Genomic DNA, 18,120 nt, shown 5'->3' with positions numbered 1-18,120 from the left:
ACTGTGGCTGCCGGGTAAACCGACAGCCACAGTTTAGATGCCCGGGCCGGGCGGCGGGAGTGCCGCAGGACCCTATCCAGCGGACCCTTTAGGAGTCACCGGCGCCGCTGAAGCGCATGATCAGACCAAGCCCGATGATCACCACGCCCCAAGTGACGCCCAGGATGATGGTGAAGCGGTTGAGGTTGCGTTCTGCCACGCCCGAGGAGCTGAGGCCTGAGCTCATGCCGCCGCCGAACATATCTGACAGTCCGCCGCCGCGCCCCTTGTGCAGGAGGATCAGCAGCGTCAGCAGGAGGCTGGTGATACCCAGGAGGATCTGCAGAATGACATGAAGAACGTCCACGACGGCCTTTCGGAAGTTGGAATTGCGGGAGTATGCGCTGGCTACGGACTAGTCCGTGACCAGGTGGCTCTCGAACCTGACAATATTAGCAAACTCAGCCGGGTCAAGGCTGGCGCCGCCCACCAGGAGGCCGTCCACATCGCGCTCCTTCAGGATGGCGGCAGCGTTGTTGGCCTTGACCGAGCCGCCGTACAGCAGCCGGGTCTTGGCTGCCACGTCGGCGCCGAAAAGGCTCTCGAGTTCTGCGCGGATGGCGGCGCACATCTCCTGGGCGTCCTCCGGTCCGGCAACTTCACCGGTGCCGATGGCCCAGACGGGCTCGTACGCGACCACCAGTTCGGCTGCCTGCTCGTTGCTAAGGCCAGCCACTCCGGCACGGAGCTGCTGGAGCGTGTGCTCGACGTGGGTTCCGGCCTGGCGGATTTCCAGTCCTTCCCCCACGCAAAGGACGGGGGTGACGCCGTGCTTGAACGCTGCCTTGACCTTGGCGTTGAGGACGTCGTCGGACTCGTTGTGGATGGTCCGGCGTTCGCTGTGGCCCACCAGCACGTACTTGCAGCCGAGCTTGTTCAGGAACTGCCCGGAGATGTCGCCGGTGTAGGCGCCTGAGTCGAACTGCGAGAGGTCCTGGCCGCCGTACGCGACCTGCAGGTCGTCGCCCTGCACCAGGGTCTGGACCCCGCGGAGGTCGGTGAACGGCGGGAAGACGGCCACCTCGACGCGGCTGTAGTCATGCTTCGCGTCGGACAGCGTCCAGGCGAGTTTCTGCAGGAGGGTGATCCCCTGCACGTGGTCCATGTTCATTTTCCAGTTGCCCGCGATGAAGGGCTTGCGGTCGAAAGCGCCGTTCGTTGACGTAGTCACGTAATCTCCAAAAAGTTCTTGATATGTGTTCGGTAGGCAGGCTGCCATGGGCAACCTGCTGGCCGGAGGACTGCGAAGTCCGTTTCTGGCGGACAGCAGCGGTGGTTCTGCAGTCCCGCTTTACCGGTCTGGTTCTAGCGGTCCAGGACGCTGAGGCCGGGGAGTTCCTTGCCTTCGAGGTACTCCAGGCTGGCGCCGCCGCCGGTGGAAATATGGCCAAACTGGTCATCGCTGAATCCCAGGGTGCGTACTGCCGCGGCTGAATCTCCGCCGCCCACCACGGTGAACCCCTCGGTGCCGGTCAGGGCCTGTGCAATGGCGCGGGTGCCTGCAGAGAAGGCCTCGAATTCGAAGACGCCCATCGGGCCGTTCCAGAAGACCGTCCGGGCTCCCTTGATCCGCTCCGCGAAGGCGGCAGCGGTATCGGGACCAATGTCCAGGCCGATGCCCTGGGCACCAAAGCTGCTGCCCTCAATGGCGTCGGCTGCAACCGTTTCGTGCGCAGCGTCGGCAGCGAACTTCTCTGCCACCACCACGTCCGTGGGAACCACGAACTCAGTGCCGGCGTCCGCTGCGCGCTTCAGGTAGTCCTGGACCACCGGGATCTGGTCCTCTTCAAGGAGGCTTGAGGCAACCTTGTGGCCCTGTGCCGCCAGGAAGGTGAAGAGCATGCCGCCGCCCACCAGGATGGTGTCCGCCTTGCCGATCAGGTTGTTGATCACCGCGAGCTTGTCCGAGACCTTGGACCCGCCCAGAACCACCACGTAGGGGCGCTGGGTGTCGGCGGTCAGCTTCCGCAGGACCTCGACCTCGGTGTGCACCAGGTCGCCCTGGTACGACGGGAGCCGGGTGGCGACGTCGTAGACGCTGGCGTGCTTGCGGTGGACGGCACCGAAGGCGTCATCCACGTACGCGCCATTGCTGCCGGTGAGTGCCACCAGCTCGTCGGCGAAGGCGCCCCGTTCGGCGTCGTCCTTGCTGGTCTCCCGGGCATCGAAGCGAACGTTCTCCAGAACGAGTGCTTCACCGTCCTGCAGGGATGCAGCGGCAGCCTTGGCGGCGTCGCCGACGGTATCTGCGGCCAGGGTTACCTTGAAGCCCGCCAGCTCGGCGAGGCGGTCCACTGCGGGGCGAAGGGAGTACTTGTCCTCCGGGGCGCCCTTGGGGCGTCCGAGGTGGGCTGTTACCAGCACGCGGGCACCGGCGTCCGTGAGCTTTGCCAGCACTGGGAGTGAGGCCTTGATGCGGCCGTCGTCAGTGACTGTAGAGCCGTCGAGCGGCACATTCAGGTCACTTCGAACCAGAATGTACCGCCCGCGGACACCTTCAGCGATCAGTTCGTTGAGGGTGTGTGATGTCATGTGTCTAACCCTAGCCCAGCTTGGCTGCTACAAGCTCCGTGAGGTCGACGAGGCGGTTGGAGTAGCCCCATTCGTTGTCATACCAGGAAACAACCTTGACCTGGTTGCCGATGACCTTGGTCAGGTCGGCGTCGAAGATGGACGAAGCGGGGTCGCCAACGATGTCGGAGGACACGATCGGCTCTTCCGTGTAGGTCAGGAAGCCCTGCAGCTCGTCGGACTCGGAGGCACGCTTGAGGGCTGCGTTGACTTCCTCGACGGTGGTTTCGCGGGAGACGGTGACGGTGAGGTCGGTGGCGGAGCCGGTGGGCACGGGAACGCGGATGGCGTAGCCGTCCAGCTTGCCCTTGAGCTCAGGCAGGACCAGGCCGATGGCCTTGGCGGCACCGGTGGAGGTGGGAACCATGTTGATGGCTGCGGCGCGTGCACGGCGCAGGTCCTTGTGCGGGCCGTCCTGGAGGTTCTGGTCGGCGGTGTAGGCGTGCACGGTGGTCATGAGGCCGCGCTCGATGCCGAACTCGTCGTTGACGACCTTTGCCAGCGGGCCGAGGCAGTTGGTGGTGCAGGACGCGTTGGAAATGATGTTGTGCTTGGCGTTGTCGTAGAGGTTGTGGTTAACACCCATGACGATCGTGATGTCTTCGTCCGAGGCGGGAGCGGAGATCAGGACCTTCTTGGCGCCGGCATCGATGTGCTTCTTGGCGTCGGCAGCCTTGGTGAAGAAGCCGGTGGATTCGATCACGATGTCAACGCCCAGTTCGCCCCAGGGGAGGTTGGCGGGATCGCGTTCGGCCAGGACCTTGACCACGTTGCCGTTGACGACGATGTTGCCGTCCTTGACCTCGATGGTTTCCTTCAGCCGGCCGCCGACAGAGTCGTACTTGAACAGGTGGGCCAGGGCTTCGGGGCTGGTGAGGTCGTTGACGGCAACGATCTCGAGATCTGCGCCTTGGGCAAGCGCTGCGCGGAAGTAGTTGCGGCCGATGCGGCCAAAGCCGTTGATACCAATACGGGTCGTCACTTTTACAGTCTCCTTGGTGCTTTGAAAAGCACTACTAGTTGAGCGGGCGTTGAAGCCAACTAACAGATCCCGCACGCCATTGGGCAGAGATGATTTACACGGAGGGCGACCAGCCTCATTGCTGAAGGCTAACCGCCTTCCGTGACCTATCTTACGTTTAACTGGGTCCGCCCCCGCAAGTGCGGGGGCGGACGGTCCACATCCCGGCCCGTTTAAGTCAGAATGTGAAGTTTGTTACAGCGATGTATATCGCACGTCACTACGGGAGAGTGATAAGTCCCGTGGCGTTGGTGCGTGCTGCCTCGAAGCGCTGGGCGACGTCGGCCCAGTTGACGATGTTCCAGAACGCCTTGACGTAGTCGGCCTTGACGTTGACGTAGTCCAGGTAGAAGGCGTGCTCCCACATGTCCAGCATCAGCAGCGGGGTGGTGCCCAGCGCAACGTTGCCCTGCTGGTCGTAGAGCTGCTCGATGACCAGGTTCCCGCCGATGGGCTCGTAGGCCAGGAAGCCCCAGCCCGAGCCCTGCAGGCCGAGGGCCGCGGCGGAGAACTGGGCGCGGAACGCGTCGAAGGAGCCGAAGGCGTCATCGATCGCTGCGGCCAGTTCGCCCTCGGGCTTGTCGCCGCCGTCCGGGGAGAGGTTCTTCCAGAACACGGAGTGGTTGATGTGGCCGCCGGTGTGGAACGCGAGGTCCTTGGAGAGCCGGTTGATGTTGGCGAAGTCGCCCTTCTCGCGGGCCTCGGCCAGCTGGGCCAGGGCGTTGTTGGCGCCTGCCACGTAGGTGGCGTGGTGCTTGCTGTGGTGCAGCTCCATGATCCGCGCAGAGATGTGCGGTTCGAGGGCGGCGTAGTCGTAGCTGAGTTCCGGCAATACGTACTCGGTCACAAAATCCTCCAATATCGTGGACCAGGAAGGCCCGGTTGGTAACTCTTGGATTGTGCATCCGGGCAGCTGGTGCCCGGAATTATTTCTGATTCTATGGGGCGCCTACTCGTCCAGCATTTCAGGCGTCACATTGGCGTCCGTTCCGGGAATGCCCAGGTCAAGCGCCCGCTTGTCCGCCATGGCGAGCAGGCGGCGGATCCGGCCGGCAATTGCGTCCTTGGTCATCACGGGGTCGGCGAGCCGGCCCAGCTCGTCAAGGCTCGCCTGTTTGTGGGCCACGCGCAGCTCGCCGGCGTACTTCAGGTGGTCCGGGACGTCGTCGCCCAGGATTTCCAGCGCCCGGTCCACGCGTGCGCCGGCGGCCACGGCCGCCTGGGCGGAGCGGCGCAGGTTGGCGTCATCGAAGTTGGCGAGCCGGTTGGCCGTGGCCCTGACTTCCTTGCGCATCCGGCGTTCCTCCCACACCATCAGTGCGTCGTGGGCGCCCATGCGTGTCAGGAGCGCGGCGATGGTGTCGCCGTCGCGGATGACGACGCGGTCCACTCCCCTGACCTCGCGGGCCTTGGCCTGAATGTCCAGCCGGCGGGCGGCGCCCACCAGGGCCAGGGCCGATTCCGGACCCGGGCAGGTGACTTCCAGCGAAGACGACCGGCCGGGTTCGGTGAGCGAACCATGCGCCAGGAACGCCCCGCGCCACACGGCTTCGGCGTCTGCGGCCGAGCCGTTGACGACGGCGGACGGCAGGCCGCGCACGGGGCGGCCGCGGCCATCCAGCAGTCCGGTCTGGCGGGCCAGCGCCTCGCCGTCGCGGACCACGCGGACCACGTAGCGGCTGGCGCGGCGGAGCCCGCCGGCGGAGACCACGATGATTTCGCTCTGGTGTCCGTAGACCTCGGCGATGGCGGCGCGGAGCCGGCGTGCAGTGGACGCGAGGTCAACTTCCGCCTCGATGACGATCCTGCCCGAAATGATGTGCAGTCCCCCGGCGAACCGGAGCATTGCGGAGACTTCAGCCTTGCGCACTGATGACTTCTTGATGTCCAGACGGGACAGTTCTTCCTTGACCGATGCTGTCAGTGCCATGGCACCTTCCTAACTGTTCCCAAAAATGTCCTGGTACGCCGTGGCCAGCCGGAGCGGCTCATGGACGGGGCGGCGTCCCGACGCCCCTACTTTACCCAAGACCACCTCCGCGCCGATCATGCCGGCGGCCTTCTCGAACTCCTGCCGGTCCGGTACCGACGCGGGATCGGCCAGGACCACGTCCACGCTGAACTCGGGGGCGTAGCGCCGGAGGACGTGGAGGTGGTCGGCCGCCGACATGCCGCTGGTTTCCTTGGTGTCCGTGGCGAGGTTCATGGTGAGGCAGCGTTTGGCAGGGGTGCTGCACAGTGCCTGCCGCATCTCCGGGAGGAGCAGGTGCGGAAGGACTGACGTGTACCAGGAGCCGGGGCCCAGGACCACCCAGTCCGCCAGTTCGATTGCCGTCAGTGCGTCGGTGCAGGCAGGTGCAGCTTCGGGGAGGAGCCGGACCTCCTCCAGCGAGCCGGCCACGGCACAGCGTGCCTGGCCGTGGATGGTGTGGAGGGCAGTTCCACCGTCGGGTGCGGTGACGCGGACGTCGCCTTCGATGGTGAGCGGGACCGTGGACATGGGCAGCACCTGGCCGCGGGCGCCGAGCAGGGCGCCGGCCCATTTGAGCCCGGCAACGGTATCGCCCAGCAGCTCCCACAGGGTGACGATCAGGAGGTTGCCCATGGCGTGCTCGTCCAGCGAACCGCCGGGCCCCTTCCCGGCACGGAACCGGTGCTGCATGACGTCGCGCCAGGTGCGGCCCCAGTCGGTGTCATCGCAGAGCGCGGACAGGGCCATCCGGAGGTCTCCCGGCGGAAGGACGCCGTACTCCTCGCGAAGACGCCCGGAGGAGCCGCCGTCGTCCGCCACCGTGACCACCGCGGTGAGTTCGGAGGTGAGCAGGCGCAGCGCGGACAGCGAGGCCGCCAGGCCGTGCCCGCCGCCCAAAGCCACCACGTTGGGGCCCTTGTCCTGCTGGCCCGAGCCCTTGCCGGTGGCGGGCGGCACCAGGGGCAGGGCTCCGGTGAACAGGGCCATTATTCGCGGCCCAGATCCCGGTGCGCGGTGGTCACCGTGACCCGCGGATACTGCGCGAGTTTCTTGGAGAGTTCAACCGCGACGGCGACGGAGCGGTGCTTGCCGCCCGTGCAGCCGACGGCGATGGTGGCGTAGTGCTTGTTCTCCCGGCGGTATCCCTCCAGGACGGGTTCCAGGGCCAGGACGTAGCGGTCCACGAAGTTCTTGACGCCCTCGGCCTCCAGGACGTAGTCGCTGACGTCCTTGTCCAGGCCGGTCTGCGGGCGCAGCTGCGGCACCCAGTGGGGGTTGGGGATGAACCTGACGTCGGCCACATAGTTGGCATCGACCGGCAGGCCGTACTTGAAGCCGAAGCTCATGACGTTGAGCCGCAGGGCCACCGGGCCGGTTTCACTGAACAGTTCCGTGATGGCCGTGGCCAGCCCGTGGACGTTGTAGTTGGAGGTGTCGAGGACGACGTCGGAGCTGTCGCGCAGTTCCTGCAGCAGCTCACGTTCGGCGGCAATGCCGTCAAGGATGCGCCCGCCGCCCTGCAGGGGGTGCGGGCGTAAGCCCTGTTCGAACCTCCGGACCAGGACGTTGTCGCTGGCGTCGAGGAACAGGACGCGGAAGGTCACACCGCTGGCGGCCAATGCCCCCAGGGCTGCACGGATATCCGCGAAGAGGCCCTTGCTGCGGACGTCGATCACCACTGCCAGCCGGGGAATCGACTGCGGGGCGTGCGAGACCAGCTCCGCGAGCGTTCCCAGCATCTGCGGCGGCAGGTTCTCCACGACGTACCAGCCGTGGTCCTCCAGCGCGTCCGCGGCGGTGCTCCGTCCGGCGCCGGACATCCCGGTGACCACCAGCAGTTCCGCTTCGAGCGGCTTGACGGGCTCCAGCCCGTCGTGGCCCGCTCCGGATCCCGCGGTCGTGTCTGCCATGAAGCCTGCCCCGTTTCCTCGTTGTTCCCGGGGCCGCCGCTGTGGCACTGCCCCGTCCTTTACCCTAGCTAAGTTTCAATGATTTCGCCGGTGGTCATGTTGATCGCGGGCACGGTCACGGCCTCGGCCCCCTCCGCCGCGAAGTGGTTGACGATGGCCCCGGCCAGGGCAGGGCCAATGCCCTTCGCCTCTGCGAGCTCCTCCACCGTGGCGGCCTTCACGCCCTTGACGGATCCAAAGTGCGCCAGCAGGGCTTTCCGCTTGGAGGCGCCCAGGCCCGGGACGGCGTCCAGTGCCGACACCGTCATGGCCTTGCCGCGCTTCTGCCGGTGGAAAGTGATGGCAAAGCGGTGGGCCTCGTCGCGGATCCGCTGGAGCAGGTAGAGTCCCTGCGAGGTCCGGGGAAGGATCACCGGGAAGTCGCTGTCCGGAAGCCAGACTTCCTCCAGGCGTTTGGCGAGCCCCACGACGTAGACGTCGTCGATCCCGAGGTCCTTGAGTGCACGGGCGGCCGCGTTCACCTGCGGCTGGCCGCCGTCCACCACCACCAGGTTGGGCGGGTAGGCGAACTTGGCCTTTGGCGCCGGCGTGGTGCTGTCCAGCACCTCCGCGCCCGGTGCCGCCTCCGGGCCGTCAGCTTCCAGCACGGATTCGTCCACCTGCGCCGACTTGTCCTGGAGGTAGTGGCGGAACCTGCGCGTCAGGACGTCGTGCATGGCGGCGGTGTCATCAGCGGCCGCGGGGCCGGTGATGGAGAACTTGCGGTAGTCGGACTTCTTGGGCAGCCCGTCCTCCACCACCACCATGGAAGCCACGACGTTGGTGCCCTGGACGTGGGAGACGTCGAAGCATTCGATCCGGAGCAGGGGAACCGGAAGGTCCAGGGCTTCCTGCAGCTCCTGGAGGGCCTGCGACCTGACAGTGATGTCACCTGCCCGCCGTGTCTTGTGAAGCTTCAATGCGTGTTCGGCATTCTCGCGCACAGTGGACATCAGTGCCGCCTTGTCACCGCGCTGCGGCACCCGGATGTCCACTTTGGCGCCGCGGATCCCGCCCAGCCAATTGGCCAGGTCTTCCTGGTTGCTGGGGGCCACCGGCACCAGGACTTCACGGGGCAGCCGGCCGTGCGTGTCGCCGTCCTCCCCGTAGACCTGCTGCAGCAGGTGCTCCACCAGGTCCGGGGTGGTGAAGTCCTCCACTTTTTCGACTACCCAGCCGCGCTGGCCTCGGATCCTGCCGCCGCGGACGTGGAACACCTGGACGGCGGCTTCGAGCTCGTCTTCGTGCAGGGCGAAGACGTCGGCATCGGTGTCCTCGGAGAGCACCACGGCGTTGCGTTCGAATACCTTCCGCAGCGCGGTGATGTCGTCACGCAGCCGGGCTGCGTGCTCGTAGTCGAGCTTCGCCACGGCGTCGCCCATCTGCTTTTCCAGCTTATTGATGAAGCGTTTGGCTTCGCCGCCCATGAAGGCACAGAAATCGTCGGCCAGTGCCCGGTGGTCCTCCGGCGAAATCCGTCCGACGCACGGCGCGGAGCACTTGTCGATGTAGCCCAGCAGGCAGGGCCGGCCGCTTGCCTCGGCCCGCTTGAAGACGCCGGCGCTGCAGCTCCGGACGGGGAAGACCCGGAGCAGGGTGTCCATGGTCTCCCGGATGGCGCAGGCGGTGTAGGGGCCGAAATAGCGGGTCCCTTTCCGTTTGTCGCCGCGCATGACCTGCACCCGCGGGTACTTTTCGCTCATGGTCACGGCCAGGTAGGGATACGTCTTGTCATCCCGGAACACCACGTTGAAGCGCGGCTTGAATTCCTTGATCCAGGTGTATTCCAACTGCAGCGATTCGAGTTCGCTGCCCACCACGGTCCACTCGACGCTGCTGGCCGCGTGGACCATCGCATAGGTCTTGGGCAGCAGCCCCGCCGGGTTGGCGAAGTAGGAGTTCAGCCGGGACCGGAGGCTTTTGGCTTTGCCCACGTAGATGACCCGGCCGTGCGGATCACGGAACCGGTAGACGCCCGGGTTGGTGGGGATTTCACCGGTTTTGGGCCGGTAACTTGCTGGATTTGCCACCTATCAAGTCTACTGAGTCGCGCCGGCTCTCCATGCCAACCGGAGCATCCAGACCCGGTCCGGGCCTGCGTGCGGCGGTTTCCGGTTACTCGGCGGACTTGCTCTGGTTGTAACTGGCGGAGCGCTCCTGGCCGCTGAGGCCGGCGATTGCGTCCATGATCCTGTCCGTGACCTCGCGGCGGGCCGGCAGTGAGTGGTCCGGTCCCGTCTTGTCGAAGTACAGCGGCTCCCCCACCTTCATGGTGAAGTGCTGCGGCTTGACCCCTTTTTCGTAAGCACGCTGAAGCTTTTCGGTCCCGATCAGCCCGACGGGGATCACGGGCGCCCCGGTGGTGAGGGCCAGCCAGCCGACGCCGGTGCGTCCCCGGTAGAGGATGCCGTCGCGGGAGCGCGTGCCCTCGGGGTAGATGCCGATGCCGCGGCCGGACTCCAGGATGTCCAGCAGGGTTTTCAGTGCCTGGACGCTGGCTGCCTGCTCACCCCGCTCCACGGGGATGGAGCCGACGGATTCGAAAAAGGCTTTCATGACCTTGCCCTTGACGCCGCCCGTGGTGAAGTACTCGGCCTTGGCAAAGAAGGCAACCGGCCGCGGCATCAGGGCCTGGACGATCACGCTGTCGAAGAAGGACAGGTGGTTGGGTGCCACGATAAAGGGGCCATCGGAAGGGACGTTTTCGAGTCCGACGACGGTGGGCCGGCAGGTGCCGGCGATCAGGTTGCGCGTGGTCCAGCGGACGGCATCAAACATTTCCATCGTTGACCACCCCGCTCATGGCCGCGGTGTGGACCGCCTGCAGCCGCTCGATGACCGCTACCAGTTCCTCGCCCGTGCTGACGACCGCCACGGATCCGGCTTCCTCCAGCTCCCCGTCGGGCGCGAATCCCCAGACAACTCCAATGCAGTCCAGCCCGTTGGCGATGGCACCGGACACGTCCTGGGCGCGGTCGCCCACCATAATGGCGTGCTGGGTGTCCAGGTCCCTCAGGGCGGCGGCGATGATCTGGGTCTTGCCCAGGGGGACGCCTTCCACCAGCGTTTCGTCGTCGGCAGAGCCGTGGATGCCGTGGAAGAGGCCGTCGATGCCGTGGTGTGCCAGGACTTTATGCGCCAGCCGCTGGGGTTTTTGCGTTGCCACAGCAACGGGGCGTCCCGCCGCCGCGAAGGATTCCAGGATTTCCCGGATACCGGGGTAGAGCCGGCTCTGGGCAATTCCCCTGGCGACGTAGTGTTCGCGGTACCGGTGGACCACCTCTTCCACGCGCTCCGCGGGCACGTTTGCCACGTTGAGCAGGGAATCGCTCAGCTTGGGGCCAATCATCGAATCGAGCAGGTCCTGGCCGGGAACCGGGAGCCCCAGCCCGCGGAGGGCTGAGGCAATCCCTTCAGTTATTCCACCGGCCGGATCGACAAGAGTGCCGTCCAGGTCAAAGATCACGGGCACTGTTGTTGAAGTCACCGGGTTAGTTTCTCACGACAGCAGGAATGCCTGAAACTCGCATTCCCGTCCAGGAATACTTCCATGCGGTTTCCGTCGGTCAGCCGAGTATTTCGGCCAGGAACTTTCCGGTGTGGCTGGTGGAGGACTTGGCCACCTGCTCCGGCGTTCCCGCCGCGACGATCTGGCCGCCGCCGGAGCCGCCGTCCGGCCCGAGGTCCACCAGCCAGTCGGCGCTCTTGATGACGTCCAGGTTGTGTTCGATGGTGATCACCGTGTTGCCCTTGTCCACCAGCCCCTGCAGGACCATGAGCAGCTTCCGGATGTCCTCGAAGTGCAGGCCTGTTGTTGGCTCGTCCAGGACGTAGATGCTGCGGCCGTTGGACCGCTTCTGCAGTTCTGCCGCAAGCTTGACCCGTTGCGCCTCACCGCCGGAGAGGGTGGTGGTAAGCTGGCCCAGGCGGACGTAGCCCAGTCCCACGTCCACCAGGGTGTTCAGGTGGCGTGCGATGGGTGAGAACGCCGCAAAGAACTCCGCGCCCTCCTCGATGGGCATGTTGAGGACGTCGGCGATGGTCTTGCCCTTGTAATGCACCTCCAGGGTTTCCCGGTTGTAGCGGGCACCGTGGCACACCTCGCACGGCACGTAGACGTCCGGCAGGAAGTTCATCTCGATCTTCAGCGTGCCGTCACCGGAGCATGCCTCGCAGCGTCCGCCCTTGACGTTGAAGGAGAACCGCCCGGGAAGGTAGCCACGCACCTTTGCTTCGGTGGTCTCGGCGAAGAGCTTGCGGATGTTGTCGAACACGCCCGTGTACGTGGCCGGGTTGGACCGCGGGGTACGGCCGATGGGGCTCTGGTCCACGTGGACCACCTTGTCCAGGTGTTCCAGGCCCTGCACGGTCTTGTGCCGGCCCGCCACCTGCTTGGCCCCGTTGAGTTTGTTCGCCAGCACCTTGTAGAGGATCTCGTTGACGAGCGTGGATTTGCCCGAACCACTCACGCCGGTCACCGCGGTGAAGAGTCCCAGCGGGAAGGCTGCGTCGACGTTCAGGAGGTTGTTCTCCCGCGCGCCCACCACTTTGATCTCACGCTTTTTGTCGTATTTACGGCGTTTCTTCGGTACCTCGATGGCCTTGCGGCCGGACAGGTAGTCGCCGGTCAGCGATTCCTTGTTGTCCAGCAGCTCCTTGTAGGTCCCGGAGTGGACAACCTGGCCGCCGTGCTCGCCGGCGCCGGGTCCGATGTCCACGATCCAGTCAGCAACGTGGATGGTGTCTTCGTCGTGCTCCACGACGATGAGGGTGTTTCCCATGTCGCGGAGCCGGGTGAGGGTTTCGATCAGCCGGCGGTTGTCCCGCTGGTGCAGGCCGATGGAGGGTTCGTCCAGGACGTAGAGGACGCCCACCAGGCCGGACCCGATCTGGGTGGCGAGCCTGATGCGCTGCGCTTCGCCGCCGGAGAGGGTGGCGGACGGACGCTCGAGGTTGAGGTACTCCAGTCCAACGTCCAGGAGGAACGTCAGGCGGGCCTGGATCTCCTTGAGGACCTGGTGGGCGATCTGGGCTTCGCGCCCGGTCAACACCAGGTTGTTCAGGAACTCCGCGCAATCCCGCATGGGCAGCGCGGCCACCTCGGCGATGGACTTGCCGTTGATCAGCACCGACAAGGATGCCGGGTTGAGGCGTGCGCCGTTGCAGGCGGGGCAGGGAACCTGCCGCATGTATTCCTCGTAGCGGTCGCGGGCCCAGTCCGAATCGGTCTCGCCGTGCTTGCGGTGGACGTACTGGATGGCGCCTTCGAACCCGGTGCTGTACTTGCGTTCGCGGCCAAAGCGGTTGCGGTACTGCACCACCACCTTGTGGTCCTTGCCATGCAGGATGGTCTGGCGTACATCCTTGCCCAGCTTCTCCCACGGCGTGGCCATGGAGAAGCCCACTTCCTTGGCCAGGCCTTCCAGGAGCCGGTTCCAGTATTCGGTGGTGGCCGTGCCCAGCGACCATGGTGCGATGGCGCCCTCCGACAGGGACAGCTCCGGGTTGGGCACGATGAGTTCCTCATCAACCTCAAGCCGGGTGCCGATTCCACTGCAGGCGGCGCAGGCGCCGAACGGGTTGTTGAATGAGAACGAGCGGGGCTCGATCTCATCGATGGCGAGCGGGTGCTCGTTGGGGCATGCAAGGTTTTCGGAGAACGCCCGGATCCGTCCCGGCGCATCGGCTTCGAGGTCCACGAATTCGGCCAGGACGCGGCCCTCGGACAGCCCAAGGGCTGTTTCGATGGAGTCCGTGAGCCGTTGGCTGATGCCTTCCTTGACCACCAGGCGGTCCACTACTACTTCGATGGTGTGCTTGAACTGCTTGCCGAGCTTGGGAGGATCGCTCAGCTGGACCAGGTTGCCGTCCACCCGTGCCCGCGAATATCCCTTTGCCGTCAGTTCCTTGAAGAGGTCCACGAACTCGCCCTTGCGTCCGCGCACCACCGGTGCCAGGACCTGGAAGCGTGTGCCCTCGTCGAGTTCAAGGAGCTGGTCCACGATCTGCTGCGGGGTCTGCTTGGACACCGGCTCGCCGCAGACCGGGCAGTGCGGCCTGCCAACACGCGCCCACAACAGTCGCATGTAGTCGTAGATTTCGGTGATGGTGCCCACCGTTGACCGGGGGTTCTTGCTGGTGGATTTCTGGTCGATGGAGACCGCCGGGGAGAGGCCTTCGATGAAATCGACGTCAGGCTTGTCCACCTGGCCCAGGAACTGGCGTGCGTAAGCGGAGAGGGATTCAACGTAGCGCCGCTGGCCTTCGGCGAAAATGGTGTCGAATGCCAGCGAGGACTTCCCGGAGCCCGAGAGGCCGGTGAAGACGATCATGGCATCACGCGGCAGGTCGAGGTCCACGTTGCGCAGGTTGTGCTCCCGCGCGCCCTTCACCACGAGGCGGGAGAGGTCCGGACGCTGCAGGGAGGCAGCAGGGGGGACGGCGAGGGAGGTGGCGGGGGCAGGGGTTTCTTCAGCTAAGGCTTTAGGCACCCCATAATGCTAATCGAAAACTTTTTCGAACATCGACGGTTCCGCCCTCAGGGAACATCGTAGGCGGCGGCCAGGAGTTTCACGGCCTCGGCGAAGCTGGCGCCCTGGGATTTGGCGACGGCGGCATAGGCGGCAGCGGCCTCGGACAGGCCACCCAGCCTCTCGTCACGTGCCGAGACCACGGTCCCGTTGCGTCCCCGGGTGGCAACGATGCCGGCCGCCTCCAGTTCCTTGTACGCCCTTGCCACGGTGTGCGGGGCGACGTCGAGTTTCTCTGCAAGGGCCCGCACCGCAGGGAGCCTGGTACCCGGCGCCAGGGCGCCGTTGTCCGCCAGATGGATGACCTGGAGCCGCAGCTGTTCGAACAGCGCCACGCTGCTGGCCGGATTGGGCCGCCAGGAACCGGGAAACTCTCCGGCGGCGCTCACAGGCCGTTCTCCAGGACCTCTGCCCTGCCGTCCCGTTCGGCAAACTGGGCGTTGTACAGCTTGGCGTAGTAACTGTTGGCGGCAAGCAGGCTTGCATGCGTACCCTGCTCAACGATGCGTCCGTGGTCCATGACGAGAATTAGATCAGCGTTGCGGATAGTGGACAAACGGTGGGCGATCATGAAGCTCGTCCGTCCGTGGCGGAGCCTCTGCATCGCCTGGCGGATGAGCAATTCCGTCCTGGAATCCACGGAACTGGTTGCTTCGTCCAGGACCAGGACGGCCCGCCCCGCAAGCTGCGCCCGGGCGATGGTGAGCAGTTGCCGCTGGCCCTGGCTGAGCGGCTCCCCGCCGTTTTCCAGCACCGTTCCGTATCCGTGGGGCAGCGACCTGATGAAGCGGTCCGCGTGGGTGGCCTCAGCGGCAGCGACGATGGCAGCATCCGGCGCGCCAGGCAGGCCGTAGGCGATATTTTCGCGGATGCTGCCGTCGAAGAGCCAGGAATCCTGGAGGACCACACCGAACTGCGCCCGCAACTGGTCCCGGGGAATTGCGGCAATGTCCTGCCCGCCCATGGTGATCACGCCGGATGAGGGTTCCAGGAACCGCATGAGGAGATTCACCACGGTGCTCTTGCCTGCGCCGGTGTGTCCCACGATGGCTACTGCCTGCCCCGGCTCCACGGTGAAGGTGAGGTTGCGGACGGCGGGCACGGATCCGGGGTAGCCGAAGGTGACGTCATGGAAGGTTATGCGGCCGCCGGCCGGGGTGGCGGCACCCTGCCCGCCCGGCTCCGGCGGGTCTTCGCCGGCGTCCAGGAGGACGAATACCCTGGCGGCCGACGCCGCGCACGACTGCATGACGTTCAACAGCCCGCCGATCTGGCCCACCGGCTGGGTGAACAGCCGGCTGAACTGGATGAAGGCCTGGACTCCCCCGATGGTCATGGCGCCTGCGATGACCTGCAGGGCCCCCACCACGGCAACCGCGATGTAGTTGAGGTTGGACATCAGCACCATCAGTGGCTGGACCACCCCGGCTGAGTACTGCGCCTTGGCTGCCGCCCGCGCCAGGCGTCCATTGCTGCGGGTGAAGACGTCCGCCGCCTGTTCCTGCCGGCCGAAAGCCTTGATGACTTCGTGGCCACTGATGAATTCCTCCACGTGGCTGTTCAGTTCCCCGGTCTCCTTCCACTGCCGGGCAAAATGCTCCTGGGACCGCCTGGCCACCAGGACCGTGATCAATGTGGAGACGGGGACGGTGGCAATGGCGATGGCCGCGAGCAGCGGTGAGATCCACAGCATCATGGCCAGCGAGCCGCACAGCATCAGGACCGACACGATGAGCTGGGTCAGGACCTGGTTCAGGGCCTGGGCGATGTTGTCGATGTCGTTGGTGGCACGGCTCAGCACGTCACCGCGGGAGCGTTCGCGGAAGTAGGTGGAGGGCAGCCGGTGCAGCTTGTCCTCCACCGACGCGCGCAGGCGGTACATGAGCCCCTGCACGGCCCGGGCGGTCAACGCGCCCTGGACCCAGTTGAACAGGGAAGCAAAGACGTACATCGTCGCCACGGCTGCCAGGAGGGCTCCGAGGCGTTGGTCCAGGCTGCCCTGGAGGACGCCCTCCACCACCTCGTCGGTGGCATCACCGAGGTACTTGGGTGCCGCGACGTTGAGGACGGCAAAGGCACAGGTGGATCCCACCGCTCCGAGCATCTGGAGCCGGAAGGGGCGCAGGAGGCCGAGGAGCCTGTCGGCCGTTGGCCAGAACCTGTACGCCGTTTCCCCGGCTTCTTCCCCAGCCGTCACAGCGTGCCGTCCAGCGCGAGCTGGGATTCTGCAATCTCGCGGTAGGTGGCGGACGTTTCCAGCAACTCCCGGTGCGTTCCCTGCGCAACGAGGCGGCCGTCGTCGAGCACCAGGATGAGGTCCGCGTCCTCCACGGCTGAAATGCGCTCGGCCACGATGACCACCGTCGCGGCGGCGAGCGCCTGTTCCAGGGCCTGCCGCAGCCTGGTGTCCGTGTCGTAGTCGAGGGCGGAGAAGCTGTCGTCAAACAGGTAGAGGGGCGCCTTTCGCAACAACGCCCGGGCGATGCACAGCCTTTGCCGCTGCCCGCCGGACAGGCTGGCGCCTCCCTGGCCCACGGGAGTGGCAAGACCCAGCGGGAGGTCATCCATGAACCGCATGGTCTGCGCCGTTTCCAGGGCCGTCCACAGTTCCCCGTCCGTGGCCCCAGGCGCGGCCATCCGCAGGTTGTCGGCGATAGTGCCGGTGAACAGGTGGGAATGCTGGGGCACGATGGCCATCGCTGCGCGCAGCTGGTCCAGGGGCAGGTCCCAAATGTCGTGGCCGGCCAGCAAGATGCGGCCCTGGGTGGGGTCGAGGAACCGTGGAATCAGGTTCAGCAGCGTGGTCTTGCCGCTCCCGGTTGCGCCCACGATTGCGGTGGTGGTACCGGGAGCCGCGGTAAAGCTGATGTCCGCAAGCACGGGAGCTTCTGCTCCCGGGTAGGAGAAGCCAACGCCGTGGAAGGCCAGGGTTGCCGGCTGTGACAGGTCGGGCCGGAGCTGCTGCGGCCCGGCCGGACTGGTGACGGAGGGCTCGGTGTCCAGCACCGCCTGGATACGTTCGGCGCAGACGGCTGCCCGCGGCGCCGTCATCAGCACATACATGGACATCATGATTGCCAGCAGGATCTGCATGATGTAGGCGATGAACGCCGTGAGCGCTCCGAGGTTCATGAGTCCTGACTGGATACGGTGGCCCCCGAACCACACCACGGCAACCGAACTGGTGTTGACCACCAGCATGATCATCGGCAGCATCCCGGCCACCAGGAGCGCCGATCGGAGGTTGTTGGCGGTCAACCGTGCGTTGACCGCCGCGAAACGCCGCCCTTCATGGCCCTGGCGGACGAAGGCGCGGATCACATCCACACCGATGATCTGTTCGCGCAGGATGCCGCCGGACCGGTCCAGCAGTTCCTGGCCCTCCCGGTAGAGCGGAATGAGCCGGCGGACGATCAGATACATGATCAGCAGCAGCAGGGGCACGATGACGATGACGACGACGGACAGCACCACGTCCTGCTGGACGGCCAGCACTATCCCGCCGATGCCCATGGCCGGCCCCGCGAAGAGCATGGTGAAGACAAGCAGGGCGAACGCCTGGATCTGCTGGACATCGTTCGTGGCGCGGGTGGTCAGGCTTTGGGTTCCGAACAGGGCCACGTCCTGGGAGGACAGCGTCTGGATCCGGCTGAACACCTCTGCCCGCAGCCGGTGCCCGATACTCATGGCAACGACGGCTCCGAGGTAGCCCGCCGCGATGGCGGAGGCTGCCTGGACCACGGCGATGGCGGCCATGAGCATGCCGAGCCGTGAGATCACGTCGGGCTTGCCCGCCACGATCCCGTCATCGATGATGGCCGCGTTCACGGTAGGCAGCAACAAGTTCGCGCCTGCCTGGACAAGCTGGAGCACAACGATCGCCCACAACTGCGCGTGTTTGCCGGCAAGCTGCCGCTTTAAGAGTCCGACCAGCAAAATACCCCCTGCAGATGCCTACGGCCGAAGAGGGGGCCAGCGGCTTGACCCCAAAGCACAGTGGCCATTGTAAGCCAGATCACTTTCAGGCGCTGTCATGTC

General features: G+C 65.7%; 15 protein-coding genes. All 15 read right to left on the bottom strand.

Annotation, left to right across the window (positions count from 1 at the left end):
- Nucleotides 1-88 precede the first annotated feature (88 nt).
- A complete protein-coding gene (gene secG, locus NMQ03_RS10510; RefSeq protein WP_159632058.1) occupies nt 89-346 on the bottom strand; it encodes a preprotein translocase subunit SecG in 258 nt (85 codons plus the stop codon).
- 48 nt (nt 347-394) lie between these two features.
- A complete protein-coding gene (gene tpiA, locus NMQ03_RS10505; protein WP_255172166.1) occupies nt 395-1,210 on the bottom strand; it encodes a triose-phosphate isomerase in 816 nt (271 codons plus the stop codon).
- Nucleotides 1,211-1,344: 134 nt separating this feature from the next.
- A complete protein-coding gene (gene pgk, locus NMQ03_RS10500; protein WP_255172165.1) occupies nt 1,345-2,571 on the bottom strand; it encodes a phosphoglycerate kinase in 1,227 nt (408 codons plus the stop codon).
- 10 nt (nt 2,572-2,581) lie between these two features.
- Nucleotides 2,582-3,592, bottom strand: a complete 1,011-nt coding sequence (gene gap / locus NMQ03_RS10495) for a type I glyceraldehyde-3-phosphate dehydrogenase (RefSeq protein ID WP_255172164.1) — start codon at nt 3,590-3,592, stop codon at nt 2,582-2,584.
- A 259-nt stretch (nt 3,593-3,851) separates the two neighbouring features.
- On the bottom strand, nt 3,852-4,478 hold the full coding sequence (locus NMQ03_RS10490) for a superoxide dismutase (protein ID WP_159632062.1): 627 nt from the start codon (nt 4,476-4,478) through the stop codon (nt 3,852-3,854).
- 102 nt (nt 4,479-4,580) lie between these two features.
- Nucleotides 4,581-5,561, bottom strand: a complete 981-nt coding sequence (gene whiA / locus NMQ03_RS10485) for a DNA-binding protein WhiA (protein ID WP_015937022.1) — start codon at nt 5,559-5,561, stop codon at nt 4,581-4,583.
- Between the two features lie 9 nt (nt 5,562-5,570).
- Nucleotides 5,571-6,590: a uridine diphosphate-N-acetylglucosamine-binding protein YvcK gene (gene yvcK, locus NMQ03_RS10480; protein WP_255172163.1), complete on the bottom strand. Its 1,020-nt coding sequence runs from the start codon at nt 6,588-6,590 to the stop codon at nt 5,571-5,573.
- On the bottom strand, nt 6,590-7,513 hold the full coding sequence (rapZ, locus tag NMQ03_RS10475) for an RNase adapter RapZ (RefSeq protein WP_255172162.1): 924 nt from the start codon (nt 7,511-7,513) through the stop codon (nt 6,590-6,592). Before rapZ ends, yvcK begins: the two co-directional genes overlap by 1 nt.
- 68 nt (nt 7,514-7,581) lie before the next feature.
- On the bottom strand, nt 7,582-9,582 hold the full coding sequence (gene uvrC / locus NMQ03_RS10470; protein WP_255172161.1) for an excinuclease ABC subunit UvrC: 2,001 nt from the start codon (nt 9,580-9,582) through the stop codon (nt 7,582-7,584).
- Nucleotides 9,583-9,667: 85 nt separating this feature from the next.
- Nucleotides 9,668-10,336: a 1-acyl-sn-glycerol-3-phosphate acyltransferase gene (locus NMQ03_RS10465; RefSeq protein WP_255172160.1), complete on the bottom strand. Its 669-nt coding sequence runs from the start codon at nt 10,334-10,336 to the stop codon at nt 9,668-9,670.
- Nucleotides 10,323-11,039, bottom strand: a complete 717-nt coding sequence (locus NMQ03_RS10460) for an HAD hydrolase-like protein (protein WP_255172159.1) — start codon at nt 11,037-11,039, stop codon at nt 10,323-10,325. The genes NMQ03_RS10465 and NMQ03_RS10460 overlap by 14 nt, the downstream gene beginning before the upstream one ends.
- A 79-nt stretch (nt 11,040-11,118) precedes the next feature.
- Nucleotides 11,119-14,043, bottom strand: coding sequence for an excinuclease ABC subunit UvrA (gene uvrA, locus NMQ03_RS10455; RefSeq protein WP_255172158.1), 2,925 nt, complete (start codon nt 14,041-14,043; stop codon nt 11,119-11,121).
- 47 nt (nt 14,044-14,090) lie between these two features.
- Entirely contained in the window at nt 14,091-14,471 is a 381-nt protein-coding gene (locus NMQ03_RS10450; protein WP_255172157.1) for a GntR family transcriptional regulator, read from the bottom strand.
- Nucleotides 14,468-16,279, bottom strand: a complete 1,812-nt coding sequence (locus NMQ03_RS10445; protein WP_255172156.1) for an ABC transporter ATP-binding protein — start codon at nt 16,277-16,279, stop codon at nt 14,468-14,470. The genes NMQ03_RS10450 and NMQ03_RS10445 overlap by 4 nt, the downstream gene beginning before the upstream one ends.
- A complete protein-coding gene (locus NMQ03_RS10440) occupies nt 16,276-18,018 on the bottom strand; it encodes an ABC transporter ATP-binding protein (protein WP_255172155.1) in 1,743 nt (580 codons plus the stop codon). Before NMQ03_RS10440 ends, NMQ03_RS10445 begins: the two co-directional genes overlap by 4 nt.
- Nucleotides 18,019-18,120: the final 102 nt, after the last annotated feature.

Origin of the sequence: Arthrobacter sp. DNA4 (assembly GCF_024362385.1) — a bacterium.
Classification (GTDB): domain Bacteria; phylum Actinomycetota; class Actinomycetes; order Actinomycetales; family Micrococcaceae; genus Arthrobacter.
Note: the sequence above shows the minus strand (reverse complement) of the source record. Positions and strands in the feature narration are given on the sequence as shown.